The sequence below is a fragment of the Prevotella melaninogenica genome (genome assembly GCF_013267595.1).
In the GTDB taxonomy this organism is placed as follows: domain Bacteria; phylum Bacteroidota; class Bacteroidia; order Bacteroidales; family Bacteroidaceae; genus Prevotella; species Prevotella melaninogenica_D.
The window spans coordinates 1,290,029-1,309,255 of the sequence record NZ_CP054010.1; the positions used below are offsets into that span (position 1 = coordinate 1,290,029).

Consider the following 19,227-nt stretch of genomic DNA (forward strand, 5'->3'; position numbering starts at 1 on the left):
GGTAATCTTAATCTGAACTGCGCTTTGCTTGACGTGCCAGATAAGTAAATACATGGTCCATATCGGGTTGATTGAGCGTCCGCTTTAGTTCGTCGGGTGTCCCCAAAGCCTTTATCTTACCGTCTACCATGATCGAAATACGGTCGCAATACTCAGCTTCATCCATATAGTGTGTGGTCACAAAGACCGTTATCCCTCGCCTTGCAGCATCATAGATAAGCTCCCAGAACTGGCGACGTGTGGCGGGATCGACGCCTCCTGTAGGTTCATCAAGGAACACAACACCAGGATTATGGAAGATACTTACAGAGAAAGCAAGCTTTTGTTTCCAGCCTAAAGGCAGGTTAGTTACCAACGTATTGCGGTGTTCTGAGAAGTTCAAACGTTCTAATAACGCATCCGTCTTACGGCGTATTTCGTCGTCTTTCATACCGTAGATACCAGCAAAAAGGCTGATGTTCTCGGCAACGGTGAGGTCATCATATAGCGAGAACTTCTGACTCATGTAGCCGATATGTCGTTTGATCTGCTCATATTCGGTACGGATATCAAACCCAACAACCCTTCCTGTGCCGTTAGTAGGCTGGTTGAGGCCCGTAAGCATGTGCATAGCGGTGGTCTTTCCGGCTCCGTTAGCACCGAGAAAACCGAAGATTTCGCCCTTCTTCACCGTAAAGGAGATATCGTCTACAGCGTGGAATGAACCGAAAGCCTTGATAAGATGTTCTACTTCAATGACCTTTTCAGCTTCTTTGTTTGTATCGTTAATCGCCTTATCGTTCGTTGTTCGTTCGATAGCTGGTGGGTTGAAGATGTCTTTAAATGCTGTAAGAATATCGTCAGCTGTGCCTATTCCTTGTACTACTCCTTCTGAAAGGAAGACTACTCGCTCGCAACTTCTCACCTCATCGAGGTAAGGCGTGGAGGCAACGATGGTTATCTCGCGCTCCTTCAGTTGGCTGAGAATCTCCCAAAACTCCTTTCGGCTGACTGGATCAACACCTGTTGTCGGCTCGTCAAGGAAGAGAACACTTGGCTGATGGACCAATGCACAGCAGAGTGCTAACTTCTGTTTCATACCGCCTGAGAGTGCTCCTGCCTTCCTATTCTTAAACTGTTCAATCTGTGAATAGATAGGTTTGATGGTATCATAGTTCTCTTCTACCGTTGTATTGAAGAGCGTAGCAAAGAAGTTAATGTTCTCTTCTATTGTCAAATCCTGATAAAGTGAGAAACTTCCAGGCATATAACCGACCCGCTTACGTACCTCTTTCATCTGGCTGACCACGTCAAATCCGTCTACTGTAGCGGTTCCTGTCTTAGGCAAAAGCAGCGAACAAAGGATGCGAAACATAGAAGTCTTGCCAGCTCCGTCAGGTCCGATAAGACCGAATATCTCACCTTTATTCACCGAGAAGCTAACATCCTTCAATGCTTGTACCTTCCCGTAATACTTTGATATGTTGTTTACTTCTATTGCAGTCATCGTTTATTTCTTGCTTTAAAACTTCACTTCGCCATACATTCCAATCTTTGCATAACCATCGTTTTGGAACTGTATCTTGATAGCATAGACCAAGTCGGCACGTTCATCATCGGTGACAATACTCTTTGGAGTGAACTCTGAGCGACTTGAAATCCATGTAACGACACCATCATATTGCTTTTTCTCGCCGCCACCATAGTCTGCTATCACCTTTACCTTTTGTCCTAACTTGACGTTTTTAAGCTGTTCAGAGGTGATATATGCGCGTAAGTACATACGCTTGGTGTCTGCAATTTTGAACAAAGGCTTGCCTACAGAGACAAATTCTCCTTGTTCAACATACTTCTCTAAGACTGTTCCTGTGAGCGGACTCTTCACAAAGGTGTGAGCAATTTGGTCGTCAATCTGGGCTTGCTGATTGCGAACTCCCGCCTGCTGTGCGCTTACTCCGGTCTGCTGTGAGCTTATTCCGTCCATTTGAGCAGCCAAACCCTTATTCTGTTCGGCTAAAGATGTATTCTGACTGGCAATCTGTTCCTGCGTAGCTACGAGTTGTTTCTGTAGTACTTGTATCTGATAATCAATGTCATCAACCTGTTTACGTGGCACAGCACCGTCTTTTAAGAGTTCAGAAAAGCGTTCACGCTCACGTTGCTGATTAGCAATTTGTTGGCGAATAGATGCCACCTGCTTCTCAAGGTCTAACTGTCTGCTTGCTGTTGCTTGTCTATTCGCCTCTAACTGACGTTTATTTGCCTCGAGTTGACTATGTGTTGCAGTTAGTTGTTCGTTGCTTGTAGCCAATTGTTCACGCTTTAATGAGAGTTGGCGGGAGTCAATCTGGCCAACTGTTAGTCCGTTGTTAAGCAGTTGTCCTTCAGCAATATTGAAGCTTATCAGTTGACCAGTAGACTCCGCTGATACCGTTACTTCAGTTGCTTCGAATGTTCCTGTAGCATCATAATCCTTCTTATCTTTTCCGCAAGATGCCATGATAATGGCAAGACTTGTTAATAAAACGATCTTTTTCATATCCTTTGTTTGGTTGTTTTTATTCGTTGTTTGTATATTTCAAGTTATACATCTCTTTGAGCATATCAATCTCGTGGATGGTCTGTTGTGTCTTAGCTGCATTCTCATTGTTTATCTCTCGCAGCAAGCTAATGACGTCTATGATTCCGTGAGTAAGTTTTGATTCTGCTGCCTTACGTACATTCGTGCGCAATACGATGATTTCATCGTCGCTTTTCATCATTGTTTGATAACGATTGATATTCTCCGATTGCTGTATCTCCTCCAGTTTATTGTTGAAAAGAAATACTTCCCGAGCATTCTCTATCATTTCTTGTTGGGCGTTTAGCCTTGCTTTGTCGTTCTTATGCGTGTAGAGTGCACTTACATTCCATGACAATTTGACACCAACAATACCATTAAGACTCCACTTGCGATTCATCATATCCTCAAACATATTCAGTCCAGGATAGCCGTAAAAGCCTTGTGCAAAAAGTCCTAACTTGGGTCGTAGCTGTGTGTCTAAGGCCTTCTCCTTAGCTTCAGTAAGTTCTAATTGACTATTGTATAGGCGCATCTCAGGACGTTTATTTACTAACGAAGCTATCTGGATAGGCTTAGGCTTCTGTGTATTGTTCACCTCGAAACCACAGAATACGCTTAACATACGCTGTAGCATTAGCTTTTGTTGCTTTAGATTCTCATTCTGTTGCTCTACGCTGAGTCGTTCTGCTCGCACATTGTCGAGGTCGCTTGTAGCAGCCGTACCGCCTTTTACCATGGCAGAAAGCTTTTTCTCACTTGACTGTAACAGGGCTTTTACATCCTCATTGAGTTGGATTTGTTCGTTCAGTAACAGCAATGAGAAATACATTTCATTGACACGTCGACGCACCTGATATAGATTTGTCTCCGTCTGTACCTCCTGTACTTTTCCCTCTTGCTGTGCAATGTTGCGTTGACTGCTAATAGCACCGCCATCGTAGATTGTCTGCTGGAGGTCAACACCAATCTTATATTGATCCTTACGCAGTCCTCTCATATTGAGTCCCATCTGCTGATACATAGTCTGCATGCTCTCTGGCCAAGCCGTAACAGCACTCTGGTAGGTTGCTTGCGCTGATGCCGTGAGTTGTGGAAGCCACCCTTTCTGAATGTTCTTAACCGTCAGTTGCGTTGTCTTAGCAATCAATCCATACTGCTTGATAAGAGGATAATTCTTCTCTGCTGCCTGCTGACACTCTTCCAATGTTTGTGCTCGACTAACGGAAGATAGCATTATTAAGGCAAGGCTTATCATTATTTTCTTCATATTCATATCTTTATTTTAAGCTTATTTACTGTGGTTTAATCCCTTCTTTATCTGAACGATGCAAAGATATTATATCTTTCTTGTTATCTGATTATCCAAAGATTAGATAAAATTGTCTTTTTGTACGATTGGTATTAAGATTATTCTTTATTTCATTAGAATAATAGTAAATTTGCAATTAAATCATACAAAAAGGACATTTTATGAGTACTACGAAAGTTATAAACCATCTTTCGGTAGATAATCTGAATTTAAATGAAGTTCTTAGCCAGCAGGATAAGTTCTTTGTCAACGACGATTTGGTTCTTATCCTTAATGGAAGTGTACAGCGGATTCCTGTTTTTAGTAAAGAAGAAATCTACCAGATGGTAGAGCCGCGTTTCATTCTTTTGTTGGAAGGTAGTGCAGAGGTCTGTATCAATCTGCAGGATTATCATATTGAAAAAGGAAATGTTATGTTGAGTCCTGCCGATACAATCGTTGAAGTTAATAAGATTTCTGACGATGCTCGTGTGATGGCTGTTGTGTTTAGGGATAGTGTTGAGATGTCTGATGAGGTGGTATACAAAACCTCTCCTGCAGAATTTGACAGATTACTGAGGATGTACTATCTTTTATGGGATGTTGTACACCTTGCTCCTTATCGTCGAAAAACCGTACAATATTTGTCTAAAACGATTGTTGCAGATGTGCAAGAACTAAACGAGGTGGTGGCACAAAACGTTCAGAATGAAGGCTCTACGCGTACTCAGGAACTCTTTCTTCAATTCAAACGGCTGATAAAACAGCATTGTATGCAGGAACGCTCAATTCCTTATTATGCCTCTCAACTGCATGTAACGCCACATCATCTTTCTGCGACGATAAAGAAGGCAAGTGGGCAGAGTGTGATGTCTTGGATAAATCGAGCCACCATACAAGAGGCAAAGCTACTGCTGAAAACTAACGGAATGATGGCTTATGAAGTTGCAAATCGCATGAATTTCCCCAGTGCTTCTGCTTTTTCTAAGTTTTTTAAACGCGAAACAGGCTTGACACCTCGTGCTTATCAGGAAACAACCTATAAATAAGAAAGATGTTTTGAGTCCTATTTTTCAAAGCTAAAAATACGGGAATGAATTTGAATTTTATTTACAAAACAAAGATACTTTTGAGCTTTAAAAGGCGAAAAAACGAGCTATAAGACTGCTTTTGTAAGTTGCATAGAATCAGATAGTTGCATAATTGCGTTTTTAAAGGTGCTTAGTAAGATTCCAAAAGGGCGTTACTTGGACTTCAAAAGGGCATCTTTAGCAAGCCAAAAGGGCGTTAATTGGAAGCCAATTTACGCCCTTCTTGTTTTCAGTCTTAGAATTTTATTTACAAAAACCATTCTTCTTGTAAACGGGAAAAAGAATTTAAAAGGCATAATTGTGTGAAAAGCAATTGTTCTTCTGTTCTCCTATCTTAATCTAATTCAACTTTTGTTCTTCTACTTTGTCTTTCATTTACTCTGTTTACAAGTAACTTGTTAACTTGTCAACTCGTTACCTTGTCAACCAAAGAAACGTTCTTCTGTTACTTTGTCTTTATTTTATCCTGTCTTTGTTCTTCTGTTACCCAGTCTTAATCTTACTTTGTCTCAAAGTGGTTTAGTTATCTTATCTACAGCAAAAGCAGTAATCATAATTATGAATTATGAATTATGAATTTTGCATTAGATAAATCATGGTTCTGATTACCTCATGTCTATAAACGAAAAAACCGCAGGACAATGTCCTGCGGCCAATTTCTCTCTTTTTCTGTTCGTTCTCTGATTACTTAACAGAGTCAGCAGCAACTGAATCAGCAGCAACAGAATCAGCGTTAGCGCTATCAACCATTGCAGAATCTGCAGTTGAGTCAGCAGTTGAGTCAGCGTTAGCAGCTGGCTTAGAGTTGTTACCACAAGATGCGAAAGAGATAGCTGCGATAGCTACGAACATTAAAACTAATTTCTTCATTTTCTTTGCTTTTTAAATCTGTAAAACAATCATTTGTTTGTTAAAACGATGCAAAGGTAAGTATTTTTTTTATACGGCAATAATATTTTTAGAACTTTTTTTGTTCTTCTTTTGTAACAAATTCGTAATCTGTTGATAGTCAATACGATATGAATATTAAATAAATGTTAAAGATTTTAATGTGTGCCTACACAATTTAAAAACCCTTTCTTTTTAGCGGCTTTAAAGCCTTGTTTTAGCGTGTAAAATCTTATTTTCAGTCTTTTTCTTGTTTTTTCTGATGAGCAAACGGGCTTATTTCTTTGGTTTTGTCTTCATTTTACTGTAACTTTGCAAGTTATATGATAGATACAGCAGCATTTCAAGGCAAGACAGCCAAGTTCTATACGTTGGGTTGTAAGCTCAACTTCTCAGAGACAAGTACCTTCGCGCGTACCTTATATAATATGGGCGTGCGTGAAGCGAAGAAGACTGAGCAGGCAGACATATGTCTGATTAATACCTGTTCGGTTACTGAGGTTGCTGACCATAAGTGCCGTCAGATCATCCATCGTATGGTGCGCCAGAACCCTGGTGCTTTCGTAATCGTGACAGGTTGTTATGCACAGCTTGAGAGTGCAACTGTGGCTAAGATAGAAGGTGTTGACCTTGTATTGGGTAGTAATGAGAAGGCCGACCTCGTACAGTATCTTAGTGATGCATGGAACAAGGTTGATACAGCTAAAGAAGAAACGTCAGAGGGAGAGTATCACTCTGTAAAGACGAAGGATATTAAAAGTTTCCAAGCAAGTTGCTCACGTGGTAATCGTACACGCTACTTCCTAAAGGTGCAAGACGGATGTAATTACTTCTGTACTTATTGCACGATTCCTTTTGCGCGTGGATTCTCACGTAACCCGACTATTCAGTCGCTTGTTGCGCAGGCAGAAGAGGCTGCAAGAGAGGGTGGAAAGGAGATTGTGTTGACGGGTGTTAATATAGGTGACTTCGGTAAGACCACAGGTGAGAGTTTCTTAGACCTCGTAAAAGCATTAGATAAGGTAGAGGGAATACAGCGTTTCCGTATTAGTTCGCTGGAACCCGACTTGATAGATGATGAGTTGATAGCGTATTGTGCAGAATCACGAGCGTTTATGCCACATTTCCACATTCCACTTCAGAGTGGTTCTGACGAGGTGTTGGAGTTGATGCACCGTCGTTATGATACAGCACTCTTCGCTCGTAAGATAAAACTTATTAAGGAAAAGATGCCCGATGCATTTATCGGTGTGGATGTGATGGTAGGTTCTCGTGGCGAGCGACCAGAGTATTTTGAGGATTGTTATAACTTCCTCGACTCCCTTCCAGTCACCCAACTCCATGTCTTCCCTTATTCAGAACGTCCAGGAACAGCGGCATTGTCAATCCCTTATGTGGTAGATGACCGTGAGAAGAAGCACCGTGCGCATAAGCTATTGAAGCTCTCTGATGAGAAGACACGTGCCTTCTATGCAGCGCATATAGGGCAAGAAGCAGACGTCCTCTTTGAGAAAGCGGCACGCGGAAAGGCTATGCACGGCTTTACAGATAACTATATTCGTGTGGAACTGTCGCCTGATCAGGCAAAGGAAGAATATGACAACCAGATTCTCCGAGTACGATTGGGAGAGTTTAATTTCGATCAAAGTTCATTAAAGGCAGAACTCTTATGAAAGTAGCGATAGTCATATTGAACTGGAATGGACGAAGCATGATGGAGCAATATCTCCCTTCTGTGCTGAATTATTCACGAGATGAGGCAGAGGTTATCATCGCCGACAATGCTTCAACAGATGACTCTGTCGCTTGGTTGAAAGAAACTTATCCACATGTTCGGGTGATAGAATTAGCTGAGAACTACGGCTTTGCAGAAGGCTATAATCGTGCGCTAAAGCAGGTAGACAGCGAATATTACGTGTTATTAAACAGTGATGTTGAGGTGACGCACCACTGGCTTACGCCCCTCATCGAGGAGATGGACGCCCATGAGGACATAGCAGCTTGCCAGCCAAAACTGCTCTCCGCTGCCAATCCTGATGCTTTTGAGTATGCCGGTGCATCGGGAGGTTTCATCGATCGTTATGGCTATCCGTTCTGCCGTGGACGCATCTTTGACACGGTAGAGGATGATAATGGGCAGTATGATAACAGTGAAGAGATACTTTGGGCAACAGGAGCTTGCTTGATGATACGTGCCATAGACTATTGGGCTGCAGGTGGATTAGACGGCAGATTCTTTGCTCATAATGAAGAAATCGACCTCTGTTGGCGTCTGCATCAGATGGGTAAGCGCATCTTCTGTTTCCCTGAAAGCTATGTTTATCACGTTGGAGGCGGCACATTGCCTAAGTCAAATCCACGTAAAACCTTCCTGAACTTCCGTAATAACTTGACCATGTTATGGAAGAACTTACCAGAAGATGAGTTGAAACATGTCATGCGCGTAAGATGGTTTTTAGACTATTTAGCTGCGTTTCAAACGCTGATTCTGAATCATAATTGGAGTGAATTTAAGGCAATCTTCTCAGCACGTAGGGCCTTTAAAAAGTGGCGACATGAGTTTGAGAGATTACCTATTCGTCTTGATGGAGCGGTAAAACATCGAAAAAACCTCCCTTCTTGTACGAATGATGGGCGTAAGAAATATGCCCTTCTTTGGCAATACTACGTGAAGGGTCGTAAGGTGTTTAGCTCCTTAACTGAATGAAAATGGGTTATATTTGCATGTTATTTTAATATTTTTAGCAGAACACTTGCGTTTTAAAATATATTTTAGTAATTTTGCAATCAATACTCAAATATTGTAAAAACAATCTGTCAGTAATAGCCTGTGAGATATCTCTATTGTATATTATTAGTTGTTCTGTTCACCTGTGTAGGCTGTCAGTTCAAACTTTCATCTGATGGCATGAATAAAAATTCACTGTTATTAGAGATAGATCGCTATGACCGTTTGGAATATCGTTACTTGACAACAGGTGATTTCTCTGCGCTCCAGCAGATGAATACAGAGTATCCGATTGAAACTCGCACACTGATAGAGGATGTCGTAAAGATTGGTGAGATAACCGATCCTGACATCAATACAAAGTTCTTGAAGTTCTATCAAGACATGACCTTACAGTCTGTCATTGCTGCTGTAGAGTCGGAGTTTGCCAATACAGAGGACCTTGATCATCAGTTTAGTGGAGCTTTCAGACGACTAAAGCAGGCTTTGCCGAACATTACAATCCCAAGAGTCTATGCACAGATATCGGCTTTAGACCAGAGTGTTGTCGTGGGTAATGGTACTATCGGTATCTCGCTCGACAAGTATCTCGGTCCTAATTATCCTTTGTATGCGAAGTTCTATTCGCCAACACAGCGTAAGCAGATGTCACGTGAATACATCCTTCCAGATTGTATGACATTCTATTTGATGAGTATCTACCCTTTACAGCATTTCGAATCGCGTCCGCAAGTGGAGCGTGACTTGCAGATTGGAAAGATACAATGGATTGTCAATCAGATAATGACAAAGCGAACCTATCACAGTCGGTATGAGGAAGCTGTAGACAACTATATGAAGAAGAATCCTAAGACTACTTACGAGGAACTGCTTCGTATGACAGATTTCTCCAAATTTACTGTTATGGAGAATTAATGGAGAACGTTTAAGAAATCAAAAGAAATATATTATCCCCTCTCAGAACCAACGGCAATGACCGTATGAAAGGTTTTGTAGAGGGGATAATCGTATCTAATAGGTTATAGCATTTTATCTCCAATGGTCTTTTTAAGGCTAAATCATTTTTACCTAAGCTATATATTATAAGGTAATATGCCCTCAGCACAAGCGGTGCTAAGCCTCCGCACCACATGTGCGGAGCATCAACACGAGGTTTGAATAGGGCTGGTGAACGTTGTAACTATCATTTTATTTGTGGCAAGATACAATTAAGCAGATATACAAGGGATGTTTTAAGTAAGCAGTGTAAATATGTTGTCATCTGTTGATAAGCTAATATTTTTTATGTGCATTTTATTGTGAACGTTTAAATTTGTCGCCATGTAATAACAAAAATGTCAGTTTGTTTTTGTTTATCTTCTTTTTTTTTATATTTTTGTAGCAAAGTCTTTTATTTACTAACGCTTAAATAATAATTTATGGACAAGGGTAGAGCTATTTGTAAGGTCTTGAAGGATGTCCGTCAGAAGATTGCAAATGAGAACGGAATAAGCTATCATCCTGAGGAGTGCCACCATAAGGGCGAATGTACAGGTACGTGTCCTGGCTGTGAGAAAGAAATCCGTTACCTTGAAGAACAACTGAATAACAAGCAGCATAGCGGTTTAGGCTTGAAGGTGGCTGGTATCGCTGCTGGCGTCTGTGTGACTGTATTGCCAGTGGCTGCTATGGTACAAACAGAGAGTAAGATTAGTCCTGACTTTAAGGCTAAGACGATAAAGAATGATTCTATAAGAGCGGTAGACCTGACCAATGGTAATCCTGATGCTGTGCTATTACGTGGGAAGGTGTTCGATACAAAGACAAAGGAGCCTATTATTGGAGCCGTTGTTGAGTCGATGGACACAAAAAAAGGAGCTGTTACCGATGTTGAGGGCGAGTATGCAGTGAAAACTCTGCTAACTGATATACTGGAGGTGAGAGGTATTGGTTATTATAAAATGAATGTGACAGTTAAAGAACTCTTAGATAAAAAGAATAATGATATTTATATCACTGAGGACTCGGCGATGATGAATGAAATTGTAGTCTTGGGTGGATGCGATAAAATGTTCGGGAAGCATAAGACGAAGAAAGGACCAAAGTCGCATAAGGAAAAGAAGTGTAATAAGAAATAAAGTTATGGCAAAAGGGAAGAGTACTTGTAAGCTACTAAAGGATATTCGGCAGCAGATAGCGGATGCCAATGGTATCAGCTATCAACCTAAGGAGTGTCAGCACAAGGGGGATTGTGCAGGTACTTGTCCAGCTTGTGAGGAGGAGATACGTTATTTTGAACGTGAGTTAAAAGCACGTAAGGGTAATGGCTTCGGTATGAAGGTGGCTGGTATTGCTGCTGGTATCTGCGCTACGGTAATGCCGATGACTGCTGCTGCGCAAGGTGTTAAGCCTGATAGTACGGCTAATCGTCCTGTAAATACAGCTAAGAAATGTGATGTAAAGGTAGTAGACCTTTCTGATGGTTGTGCATCACCTGTGGTTGTACGTGGAATGGTCATTGGCAGTGATGATAAAGAACCAGTGATAGGTGCTTCTGTTGTAATAGATGGAACAAACAAGGGCGTTGCAACAAATGTAGATGGACAGTTTGCTTTGAAGTTACCACCAGACACTTCGTTGGTTATTTCTTTAATAGGATACGAGAATCAAAAGGTTTATGTAAGTTCGCTTTTGCATTCTGATAATAATGTTATAGTGCTTGAGGAAGATAGAGATGCAATGTTAGATGGCATTGTAACAATAGCTACACTACCTACTTGTAAAGATGAAAATAAAGGTAATAAAGATGACGTGAGTGGTCGTAGAACTGATAAGCCTAAGTCGCATAAGGAGAAGAATAAAAAGAAGTGTAAGTAAAGATTAGTATTATGGTAAAAGGGAAGAGTACTTGTAAGCTATTGAAGGATATTCGGCAGCAGATAGCGGATGCCAATGGTATCAGCTATCAGCCTAAAGAGTGTCACCACAAGGGGGATTGTGCAGGTACTTGTCCTGCTTGTGAGGAAGAAATACGTTATCTTGAACGTGAGTTAAAGGCACGTAAGGGTAATGGCTTCGGTATGAAGGTGGCTGGTATTGCTGCAGGTATCTGCGCTACGGTTATACCGATGACTACTGCTGCGCAAGGTGTTAAGCCTGATAGTACGGCTAATCGTTCTGTACATACAGCTAAGAAAGATTCTGTAAAGGTAGTAGACCTTTCTGAAGGTTGTGCATCACCTGTGGTTGTACGTGGAATGGTAATAGGCGGTGATGATAAGGAACCTTTGATAGGAGCTTTTATCTTAATAGAGGGAACGAACAAGGGTGTGGCAACAAATATAGATGGTTTGTTTGCTTTGAAGTTACCACCAGATACTTCATTGGTAGTCTCATTCATTGGTTATAAGCAGAAAACGGTTAGTGTAAGTTCTCTTTTGCGTTCTGATAATAATGTTATTGTACTGGAAGCCTATGATGTGTCGGTGATAGTAGGAGGAATTGGATCTGTTTCACCAAACTACGATGATGTGTATGGTCATAGGACTTATAAGCCGAAGTCGCATAAGGAGAAGAATAAAAAGAAGTGTAAGTAAAGATTAGCATTATGACAAAAGGAAAAAGTACTTGTAAACTACTGAAAGGTATTCGGCAGCAGATAGCGGATGCGAATGGTATCAGCTATCAGCCTAAAGAGTGTCATTACGAAGGGGAGTGTGCGGGTACTTGCCCTGCTTGTGAGGCGGAGATACGCTATTTAGAGACGCAGTTAAGAGAACGGAAACGCAAGGGATGGAGTATGAAGGTGGCTGGTTTGGCTACTGGACTTTGTGTTGCAACTGTTCCGCTTACATCGTGTCAGAATACCCCAAAGGGCTGTAACGTTGAGAATAAAGTTCTGGACTCTACTGATATGCCAGTTATGGGGGAACAAGTAGTTATACCAAAAGCACTCACAGCTGATTTGAAGAACGCTATCGTTATTAGTGGACGAGTGCTCGACTCTTCTACTGGTAAGGCTGCTTCTGAAGTTAATGTTATGCTATTAGGAGGTAAGAAGAGGCTGCCTTTGGGCGAAGATGGAAGATTTGTATTGCAGGTTAATCATAATGATACCCTCGTGTTTTCATCTTATGGATTTGAAGATAAGGTGATAGCAGTGAAGTCTATTCGTAATCCTGATGATATGGTTGTCCGTTTAGAACCTTCTCTTGACGTAGTAGGGGAGATAGATAGAGCCTATTTAGAGAAAGAGTTATCCGACAGCACGGCACCGCAATCACATAAAGAGAAATGCAATCAGAAGTAACAGCACCGTTTATTGCCATTAATCGGCACAGGCTCACCACTGATGGGGAAGGCGTAACAACATTGGTTGCCTTTCATGGTTGTCCGCTTCATTGCCAGTACTGCTTAAATCTGCAGTGCTTGCAGGCTGATGGTGTATGGTGCAGGCTGACGCCCGGTGAGTTGTATAGTGAGGTGGAGATAGACGACCTTTACTTTATGGCAACGGGTGGCGGTATCTGTTTTGGCGGAGGTGAACCCCTTTTACGTTCAGACTTCATTAAAGCCTTTGCCGAGATAATGAATCCTGAATGGAAGTTGACAATAGAGACATCGCTTAACGTACCGCTTGAGAATGTCAAAGCTATTGCCTCGTTGGTGCAGATGTGGTATGTAGATATTAAGGATATGAACCCTAATATCTACAAAGCATATGGATGTAAAGAGAATAAGCAGGTAATCAGTAATCTTCAATGGTTAGCAGCGAATGGATATGCTGATAAGGTAATCATCCGTCTACCCTTGATACCTGAATATAACACAGATGAAGACCGCCAGCGAAGCCAACAACAGTTGGAAGAGATGGGCTTTACAAACTTTGATAAGTTTAATTATATTGTGCGGTAGTAGCATTCATCCTATACAATATACATAGCTCATCTTTCGTTTTTTACTTTAAAAGCATTATCTTTGCAATTAATAAAAGAAAGAGAGTATGAAGAAACCACTTATCATTTTATCAATTATATTTCTGTTGTTGCCAATTACAGTAACAGCACAGAACTTCGACGCCTTATGGCAACAAGTAAATCAAGCTGAGCAAAAGGACTTACCAAAGACACAAATCAGCTTGTTAAAGAAGATTGAACAGAAAGCACAGAAAGAGAAAGCCTATGGGCAAATCTTGGCAGCAAGTCTGTTAGTATCAAGGTTACAGACAGAGATTGCACCCGACTCTGCTGAGGTGGAGTTAAAGCGATTGAAGGCAAAGGCAAAGATGGTAGAAGGGAAGGATGAAGTCTTGTCGGCTGTCTACAACTGTATCTTGGGTGTGATAGGACGGAATGAAGAAAGTGGAAATGCTGACGAATACTTCAAGAAGGCACTTGCTAATCCTTCTCTACTGGCAAGTCAGAAAGCAGCTGACTTTAAGCCTTTGATAAAGATAGGTAAGAACGATGATATCTTTAAGGGTGACCTGTTGCATGTTATTGGTATGCAAGTGGGTAACTACGACAAATTACATAGCTATTATAAAAGCGTTGGAAACCGTGAGGCTGCTTGTTACACGGCATTGATGGGGATAAAGGAAGAGAAAGAGAGTATTCCAAAGCTCGACTCACTCATGCAGGCATATAGCGACTTACCGATATGTGGAGAAGTTGCGTTGAAGCGTTATGCTTGTATGGGAGAAGATACTCCGGTTGAGGAAAAGATAGCCTATATTGATAATGCCCTTGTCCGTTGGGCATCATGGAATAGAATCATATCATTACGTAATGCTCGTGCAGAACTGACAAGACCGATGTTTGAAGTGAGTTTCAATAAGTGTAATGTTAGTTCGACAGAGAAGAATAACTGGGTTAAGCTGAATACGCGCAATGTATCAGATGTAGTCGTAACGGTCACGCGTACGAAACTATCAGGTAATCATTCTCTCAGTCTTGGAGATAAAGGCGACATGGCTAAGTTGAAGGCAAGTCTGTTGCCTGCGACAACGCAGACGATAACCCGTACTTTCACTGGTCATAAGGATTATGAAGAGGTGAAAGACTCTTTCTTAATGCCTACATTACCTTTGGGTGTTTACCTCATTAAGGTAGAGACGCCTAAAAAGAATTTTACACCAGAATATGCTTTCTACTATGTTAGTGACCTCTATGTCATGAGCGAACTACAGCCAGAGAAGAAAGCACGGTATGTTGTTGTCAATGTTGTGGATGGTCAACCAGTAGCAAATGTAACGGTTCAGGCTACCTATCCAAATTATAATGATAAACCTTCTATCGTCAAGAAGCTGGTTACGAACAAGAGTGGAGAGGTAGTTTTTGATTCGGAAAGAACTACCCCTGACATCTATGTCTTTACGAATAAGGATAAAGCCTTTGAAGAAACTCAACTGGAGGGGTCGTATGACTACGACAAGGTGAACTATGACAAGATGGTAACTCAGGTCTTCACGGATAGAGGTATCTATCGTCCTGGGCAGACGGTGCATGCATCTGTCATTGCTTATCAGAACACAAAGCAAGACTATAAAACTAAGGCTGCAGGCGGACAAACCTTCGATATGGTTTTGAAAGATGCCAATTATAAGGAGATAGGACGTAAGTCAGTAACCACCGACCGTTTCGGTACTGCTGCAGCAGACTTCAATCTTCCAACAAGTGGACTGACAGGTAGTTTCTCTATTTATGCTGATTTTGGAACAAAAGGATCTAAGCGTTTCCAAGTAGATGAGTATAAGCGTCCAACGTTTGATGTAAACTTCGACGAGTATATGGAGAAGTATGCTGTCGGTGATTCTATCAAGTTGATTGGTCGTGCCAAGAGTTTTGCTGGTGTACCTGTACAAGGTGCAAAGGTGCATTATGTCGTTACACGTAATATAAGCTATTGGTGTCGCTTCTATGAAGGCAGTGAGGAAGTGAATGAACAAGATGTTGTCACAGACGACAAGGGAGAGTTTGTTGTTACCGTACCTTTTGTCTTATCTGATAAAGCCAAGAAAGAACTGAAGTCTGGTAAGGGTTATCGTTCACTTTTCTATAACTTTAGAGTTGAGGCTTCGGTGACTGATGCCGCAGGTGAAACACATGACGGTTTTACTTCATTGCCATTAGGGACAAAGGAGGCAAGTCTTTCTTGCAATATTGCTGAGAAGAATCTGCGTGACAGTCTTAAAACGATTAAGTTTAATTATCTGAACGCTGCAGGATCTCCTGTTGATGGAACAGTGAAGTATGTAATTGTACCACAGCAGATGGATCAGAATAATTATGTTTATAGCGATTACAAGACCGCAAAGGCAAATGAGAATGTTGCTATAAAGGGTTTGTCTTCTGGTGCTTATCGCCTACATGCTATTTGCGGAACAGATACGATAGATGAGGACTTTGTCGTCTTCTCTTTTGATGATAAGCGTCCTGTTATTGAGACACATGATTGGTTCTATCTGAGTGGAAACCAATTCCCTCGCGATGGTGGTCCTATCTATATGCAGGTGGGCTCAAGTGATGAGAATCAGTATGTTGTTTATTCTATCTTCTCAGGTAATAAAGTGATTGAGACAGGTTCTTTCAATCAAAGCAATAGTATACAGACACGCAAGTTTGTCTATAAGGAAGAGTATGGTGATGAGATATTTCTTAATTATGCTTGGGTAAAGAATGGCATTCTGTATGCTCATTCAGAGAGGATTATGCGTCCGTTACCAGATAAGAGCTTAATTGTGAAATGGAAGACTTTCCGTAATAAACTTATCCCTGGTCAGCAGGAGGAATGGACAGTAACCATTAATCGTCCTGATGGCAAGGCTGCCAATGCTCAACTGATGGCAACGCTTTATGACAAGAGTCTTGATCAGTTCTTGTCTAATTCATGGAACTTGGGCAACTTCTTCTCGCTTAACTATACATCTGTTAATTGGGAGAGTCCTGACTATTCTGGTTTGGGTCTTTCATGGGAAGCTAATATCAAACCTTTTGATGTAGACTGGTTGTCTTTCTCGAGATTTGATAGTCGCTTCTTAGAAGATTATGATACGTCAGATGCTTATATTTATTCAGTAACATCAGACCGAATGGTAAGCATGACACGTGCCGTTAAGTCAATGGCTTTGGCAAAGGAGTCTTCTATGAATGAGGTCGTTAAGGTTGGATTTGGACCTACTAAGGAAACGAAAGCGAAATTTACTGCTCCTGTAGTAAAGAAAGATGAGGAGATAAAACAAGAGAAGGACGAACCGAAGAATGTAAAGCCTTCTATGCGTGAGAATCTCAATGAGACTGCCTTCTTCTATCCACAGTTGCAGACGGATGGAAAGGGTAATGTTAGTATTAAGTTTACGCTTCCAGAGAGCCTTACTACTTGGCGTTTCATGGGATTGGCACACGATGAGGATATGAACAATGGTTTTCTTTCTGATGACATCGTAGCTCAGAAGACCTTGATGGTGCAGCCTAATATGCCTCGCTTTGTTCGTTTGGGTGACGAAGCAATGGTATCTGCTCGTTTGTTCAACCAATCTGAGAAGGATATCAATGCAAAAGCAAAGGTTGAAATCCTTGACCCTGCAACTGAAAAGGTTCTCTTTACGGATAGTAAAGCTGTTGTTTTGAAGGCACAGGGGAGTGGCTCAGCAACTTATAGCTTAGCTTCATTATTGGTAAAGAATGCAAATAAACTTACAGCTGACCAGTCCTTGCTTGTTGTTCGTTTCACGGTTGAGGGCGATGGTTTCTCTGATGGTGAGCAACATTACCTCTCAGTACTTCAGAATAAGGAGTATGTAACAAACACCTATCCATTCACACAGAATGATGCTGGGGTGAAGACGATTAATGTTGGTAAGCTTTTCCCAAAGAAAAGTACGGACCAGAAACTGACAGTAGAGTACACCAATAACCCTAATTGGCTGATGATTCAGGCATTGCCTTATGTCGCAGATGCAAGTGAAAAGAATGCTATCAGTCTTGTTTCGGCTTATTATGCAAACCGTTTGGGTAAGCAGATTATGAGTACTTCCCCATCGATTAAGCAGACTATTGAGCAATGGAAGAAGGAAACGGGTAAGGAAACGTCAATGATGTCGGCTTTGGAGAAGAATCAAGAACTCAAGTCTTTGACACTTGACGAGACTCCTTGGGTGATGGATGCTAAGAATGAAAGCGAACAGAAACAGCAACTCGTGCGTTTCTTGGATGAGAATCAGTTGCAGAACAAATTGACATCAACATTCTCAAGTCTAAAGAAACTGCAAAACTCTGATGGTTCATTCTCTTGGTGGCCAGGAATGAAGGGCAGTCTGTATATGACGGTTGCGGTGGCAAAGACACTCGCTCGTCTGCAGAACCTTACAAGTCCAAGCCCAGAAGTAACAAACATGATTAAGGCTTCTTTCCGTTTTATGGATAAGAAGGTAGCTAAGTGTGTGGCTGAAATGAAGCGTGATGAGAAGAAGTATAATACGATACTCTTCCCATCTGATGAGCTTTGTGATTATCTTTACACCAATGCTTTGTTCTATCATGACCGATCTACAAATGATATAAAGTACCTCATCGACCGCCTGACCAAGAAGCCTACGGACTTGACTATCTATGGTAAAGCGAATACAGCAGTAATCCTTCAGCAGTATGGTAAGGTGGAAAAGGCACGTGAATACCTGCAGAGTATCAAGGAATATACAGTTTATACGGAGGAGAAGGGACGTTACTTCGATTCTAAAAACGCTTATTACAGCTGGCGTGATTATAAGATTCCAACAGAGGTGGCTGCTATTGAGGCGATAAAGACGATTACTCCTGCTGATGGTAAGACGCTTGTTGAGATGCAGCGTTGGCTCTTGCAGGAGAAGCGTACGCAGGCTTGGGATACACCATTGAACTCGGTGAATGCTATTTGGGCATTTATGAACAATGGCAATTGGTTGATGCAGAATGGAGAGCATGCTACATTGATGCTTGATAATAAGCCATTGCAGACAACACAGCCTACGGCAGGTTTGGGTTATGTGAAGGCTACACAGCCAGTTGATTTCCACTCGTCTGAGAATCATGATTTGGTTATCAGCAAGACAAGCACTGGCACAAGCTGGGGTGCTGTCTATGCACAGTTCTTCCAGCCGTCAACAGATATCTCTGATGCTTCATCTGGCTTGAAGATTAAGCGTGAGGTCATGGTTGATAGTGTACTGTTGAAGAGGGGGAAGACTCTTAAAGTTGGTGACAAGGTGCGTATCCGTTTGACGATCATTGCTGACCGTGATTACGACTTCGTACAAGTTGTTGATAAGCGTGCTGCCTGCCTTGAGCCTGTTAGTCAGTTGAGTGGATATCATTGGGGATACTACATTGCTCCAAAGGATTACACCACTAATTACTACTTCGACCAGATGGCTAAGGGTAAGCATGTCGTTGAGACAGAATATTATCTTGACCGAGCAGGTGTTTATCAGACAGGAACCTGCACTGCGCAATGTGCATATGCACCAGAGTATAGTGGACGTACTGGCGCGGAGGTTATACAAGTTGATAAGTAGACAAGTAAACGAGTTGACAAGTAAACAAGTTATTTGATAGAGTTGTCGAGTCAAAGAATTGTTCTAACTCTATTCATTTTCAAGTAGATGAGTAGACAAGTGAACAAGTCTACAAGTAAACGAGTAAACAAGTTATTTGATAGAGTTGTGGAGTAGGGGTGT

14 protein-coding genes are annotated in these 19,227 nt (G+C 41.5%); 10 read left to right on the forward strand and 4 right to left on the reverse strand.

Annotated elements, in window-relative coordinates; genetic code table 11:
- Positions 1-7: 7 nt before the first annotated feature.
- Genes FIU21_RS04780 through FIU21_RS04790 form a run of 3 tightly spaced genes read right to left on the reverse strand, consistent with a single transcriptional unit; the run spans position 8 to position 3,809 of the window.
- Positions 8-1,486: an ATP-binding cassette domain-containing protein gene (locus tag FIU21_RS04780; protein ID WP_004360323.1), complete on the reverse strand. Its 1,479-nt coding sequence runs from the start codon at positions 1,484-1,486 to the stop codon at positions 8-10.
- Positions 1,487-1,501: 15 nt separating this feature from the next.
- Positions 1,502-2,518, reverse strand: a complete 1,017-nt coding sequence (locus tag FIU21_RS04785; RefSeq protein WP_036886284.1) for an HlyD family secretion protein — start codon at positions 2,516-2,518, stop codon at positions 1,502-1,504.
- 19 nt (positions 2,519-2,537) lie between these two features.
- The gene (locus tag FIU21_RS04790; protein WP_036886317.1) at positions 2,538-3,809 is read right to left on the reverse strand and encodes a TolC family protein; all 1,272 of its coding nucleotides are present in this window, start codon (positions 3,807-3,809) and stop codon (positions 2,538-2,540) included.
- A 203-nt stretch (positions 3,810-4,012) separates the two neighbouring features.
- Here FIU21_RS04790 and FIU21_RS04795 point away from each other — a divergent pair, with 203 nt between their 5' ends.
- Positions 4,013-4,879: a helix-turn-helix domain-containing protein gene (locus tag FIU21_RS04795; RefSeq protein ID WP_004360320.1), complete on the forward strand. Its 867-nt coding sequence runs from the start codon at positions 4,013-4,015 to the stop codon at positions 4,877-4,879.
- A gap of 726 nt (positions 4,880-5,605) precedes the next feature.
- Here the strand turns inward: FIU21_RS04795 and FIU21_RS04800 are convergent.
- Entirely contained in the window at positions 5,606-5,791 is a 186-nt protein-coding gene (locus FIU21_RS04800; RefSeq protein ID WP_004360319.1) for a PG1828 family lipoprotein, read from the reverse strand.
- A 341-nt stretch (positions 5,792-6,132) separates the two neighbouring features.
- Between FIU21_RS04800 and mtaB the strand changes: the two genes are divergently transcribed.
- The 9 genes from mtaB (at position 6,133) to FIU21_RS04845 (ending at position 19,065) form a co-directional block, all read left to right on the forward strand.
- Positions 6,133-7,482 carry a tRNA (N(6)-L-threonylcarbamoyladenosine(37)-C(2))-methylthiotransferase MtaB gene (gene mtaB / locus FIU21_RS04805; RefSeq protein ID WP_004360318.1) on the forward strand — a complete coding sequence of 450 codons (1,350 nt, stop codon included), beginning with the start codon at positions 6,133-6,135 and terminating at the stop codon, positions 7,480-7,482.
- Positions 7,479-8,516, forward strand: a complete 1,038-nt coding sequence (locus tag FIU21_RS04810) for a glycosyltransferase family 2 protein (RefSeq protein WP_004360317.1) — start codon at positions 7,479-7,481, stop codon at positions 8,514-8,516. The genes mtaB and FIU21_RS04810 overlap by 4 nt, the downstream gene beginning before the upstream one ends.
- 123 nt (positions 8,517-8,639) lie before the next feature.
- On the forward strand, positions 8,640-9,452 hold the full coding sequence (locus FIU21_RS04815) for a gliding motility protein GldB-related protein (RefSeq protein ID WP_004360316.1): 813 nt from the start codon (positions 8,640-8,642) through the stop codon (positions 9,450-9,452).
- Positions 9,453-9,955: 503 nt separating this feature from the next.
- Entirely contained in the window at positions 9,956-10,654 is a 699-nt protein-coding gene (locus FIU21_RS04820) for a carboxypeptidase-like regulatory domain-containing protein (protein WP_004360315.1), read from the forward strand.
- Positions 10,655-10,658: 4 nt separating this feature from the next.
- On the forward strand, positions 10,659-11,393 hold the full coding sequence (locus tag FIU21_RS04825) for a carboxypeptidase-like regulatory domain-containing protein (RefSeq protein WP_036886282.1): 735 nt from the start codon (positions 10,659-10,661) through the stop codon (positions 11,391-11,393).
- Between the two features lie 11 nt (positions 11,394-11,404).
- Positions 11,405-12,112 carry a carboxypeptidase-like regulatory domain-containing protein gene (locus tag FIU21_RS04830; protein ID WP_004360313.1) on the forward strand — a complete coding sequence of 236 codons (708 nt, stop codon included), beginning with the start codon at positions 11,405-11,407 and terminating at the stop codon, positions 12,110-12,112.
- 11 nt (positions 12,113-12,123) lie between these two features.
- Positions 12,124-12,825, forward strand: a complete 702-nt coding sequence (locus FIU21_RS04835; RefSeq protein WP_004360312.1) for a peptidase associated/transthyretin-like domain-containing protein — start codon at positions 12,124-12,126, stop codon at positions 12,823-12,825.
- On the forward strand, positions 12,810-13,430 hold the full coding sequence (locus FIU21_RS04840) for a radical SAM protein (protein ID WP_004360311.1): 621 nt from the start codon (positions 12,810-12,812) through the stop codon (positions 13,428-13,430). The genes FIU21_RS04835 and FIU21_RS04840 overlap by 16 nt, the downstream gene beginning before the upstream one ends.
- A gap of 88 nt (positions 13,431-13,518) precedes the next feature.
- A complete protein-coding gene (locus FIU21_RS04845) occupies positions 13,519-19,065 on the forward strand; it encodes an alpha-2-macroglobulin family protein (protein ID WP_004360310.1) in 5,547 nt (1,848 codons plus the stop codon).
- Positions 19,066-19,227: the final 162 nt, after the last annotated feature.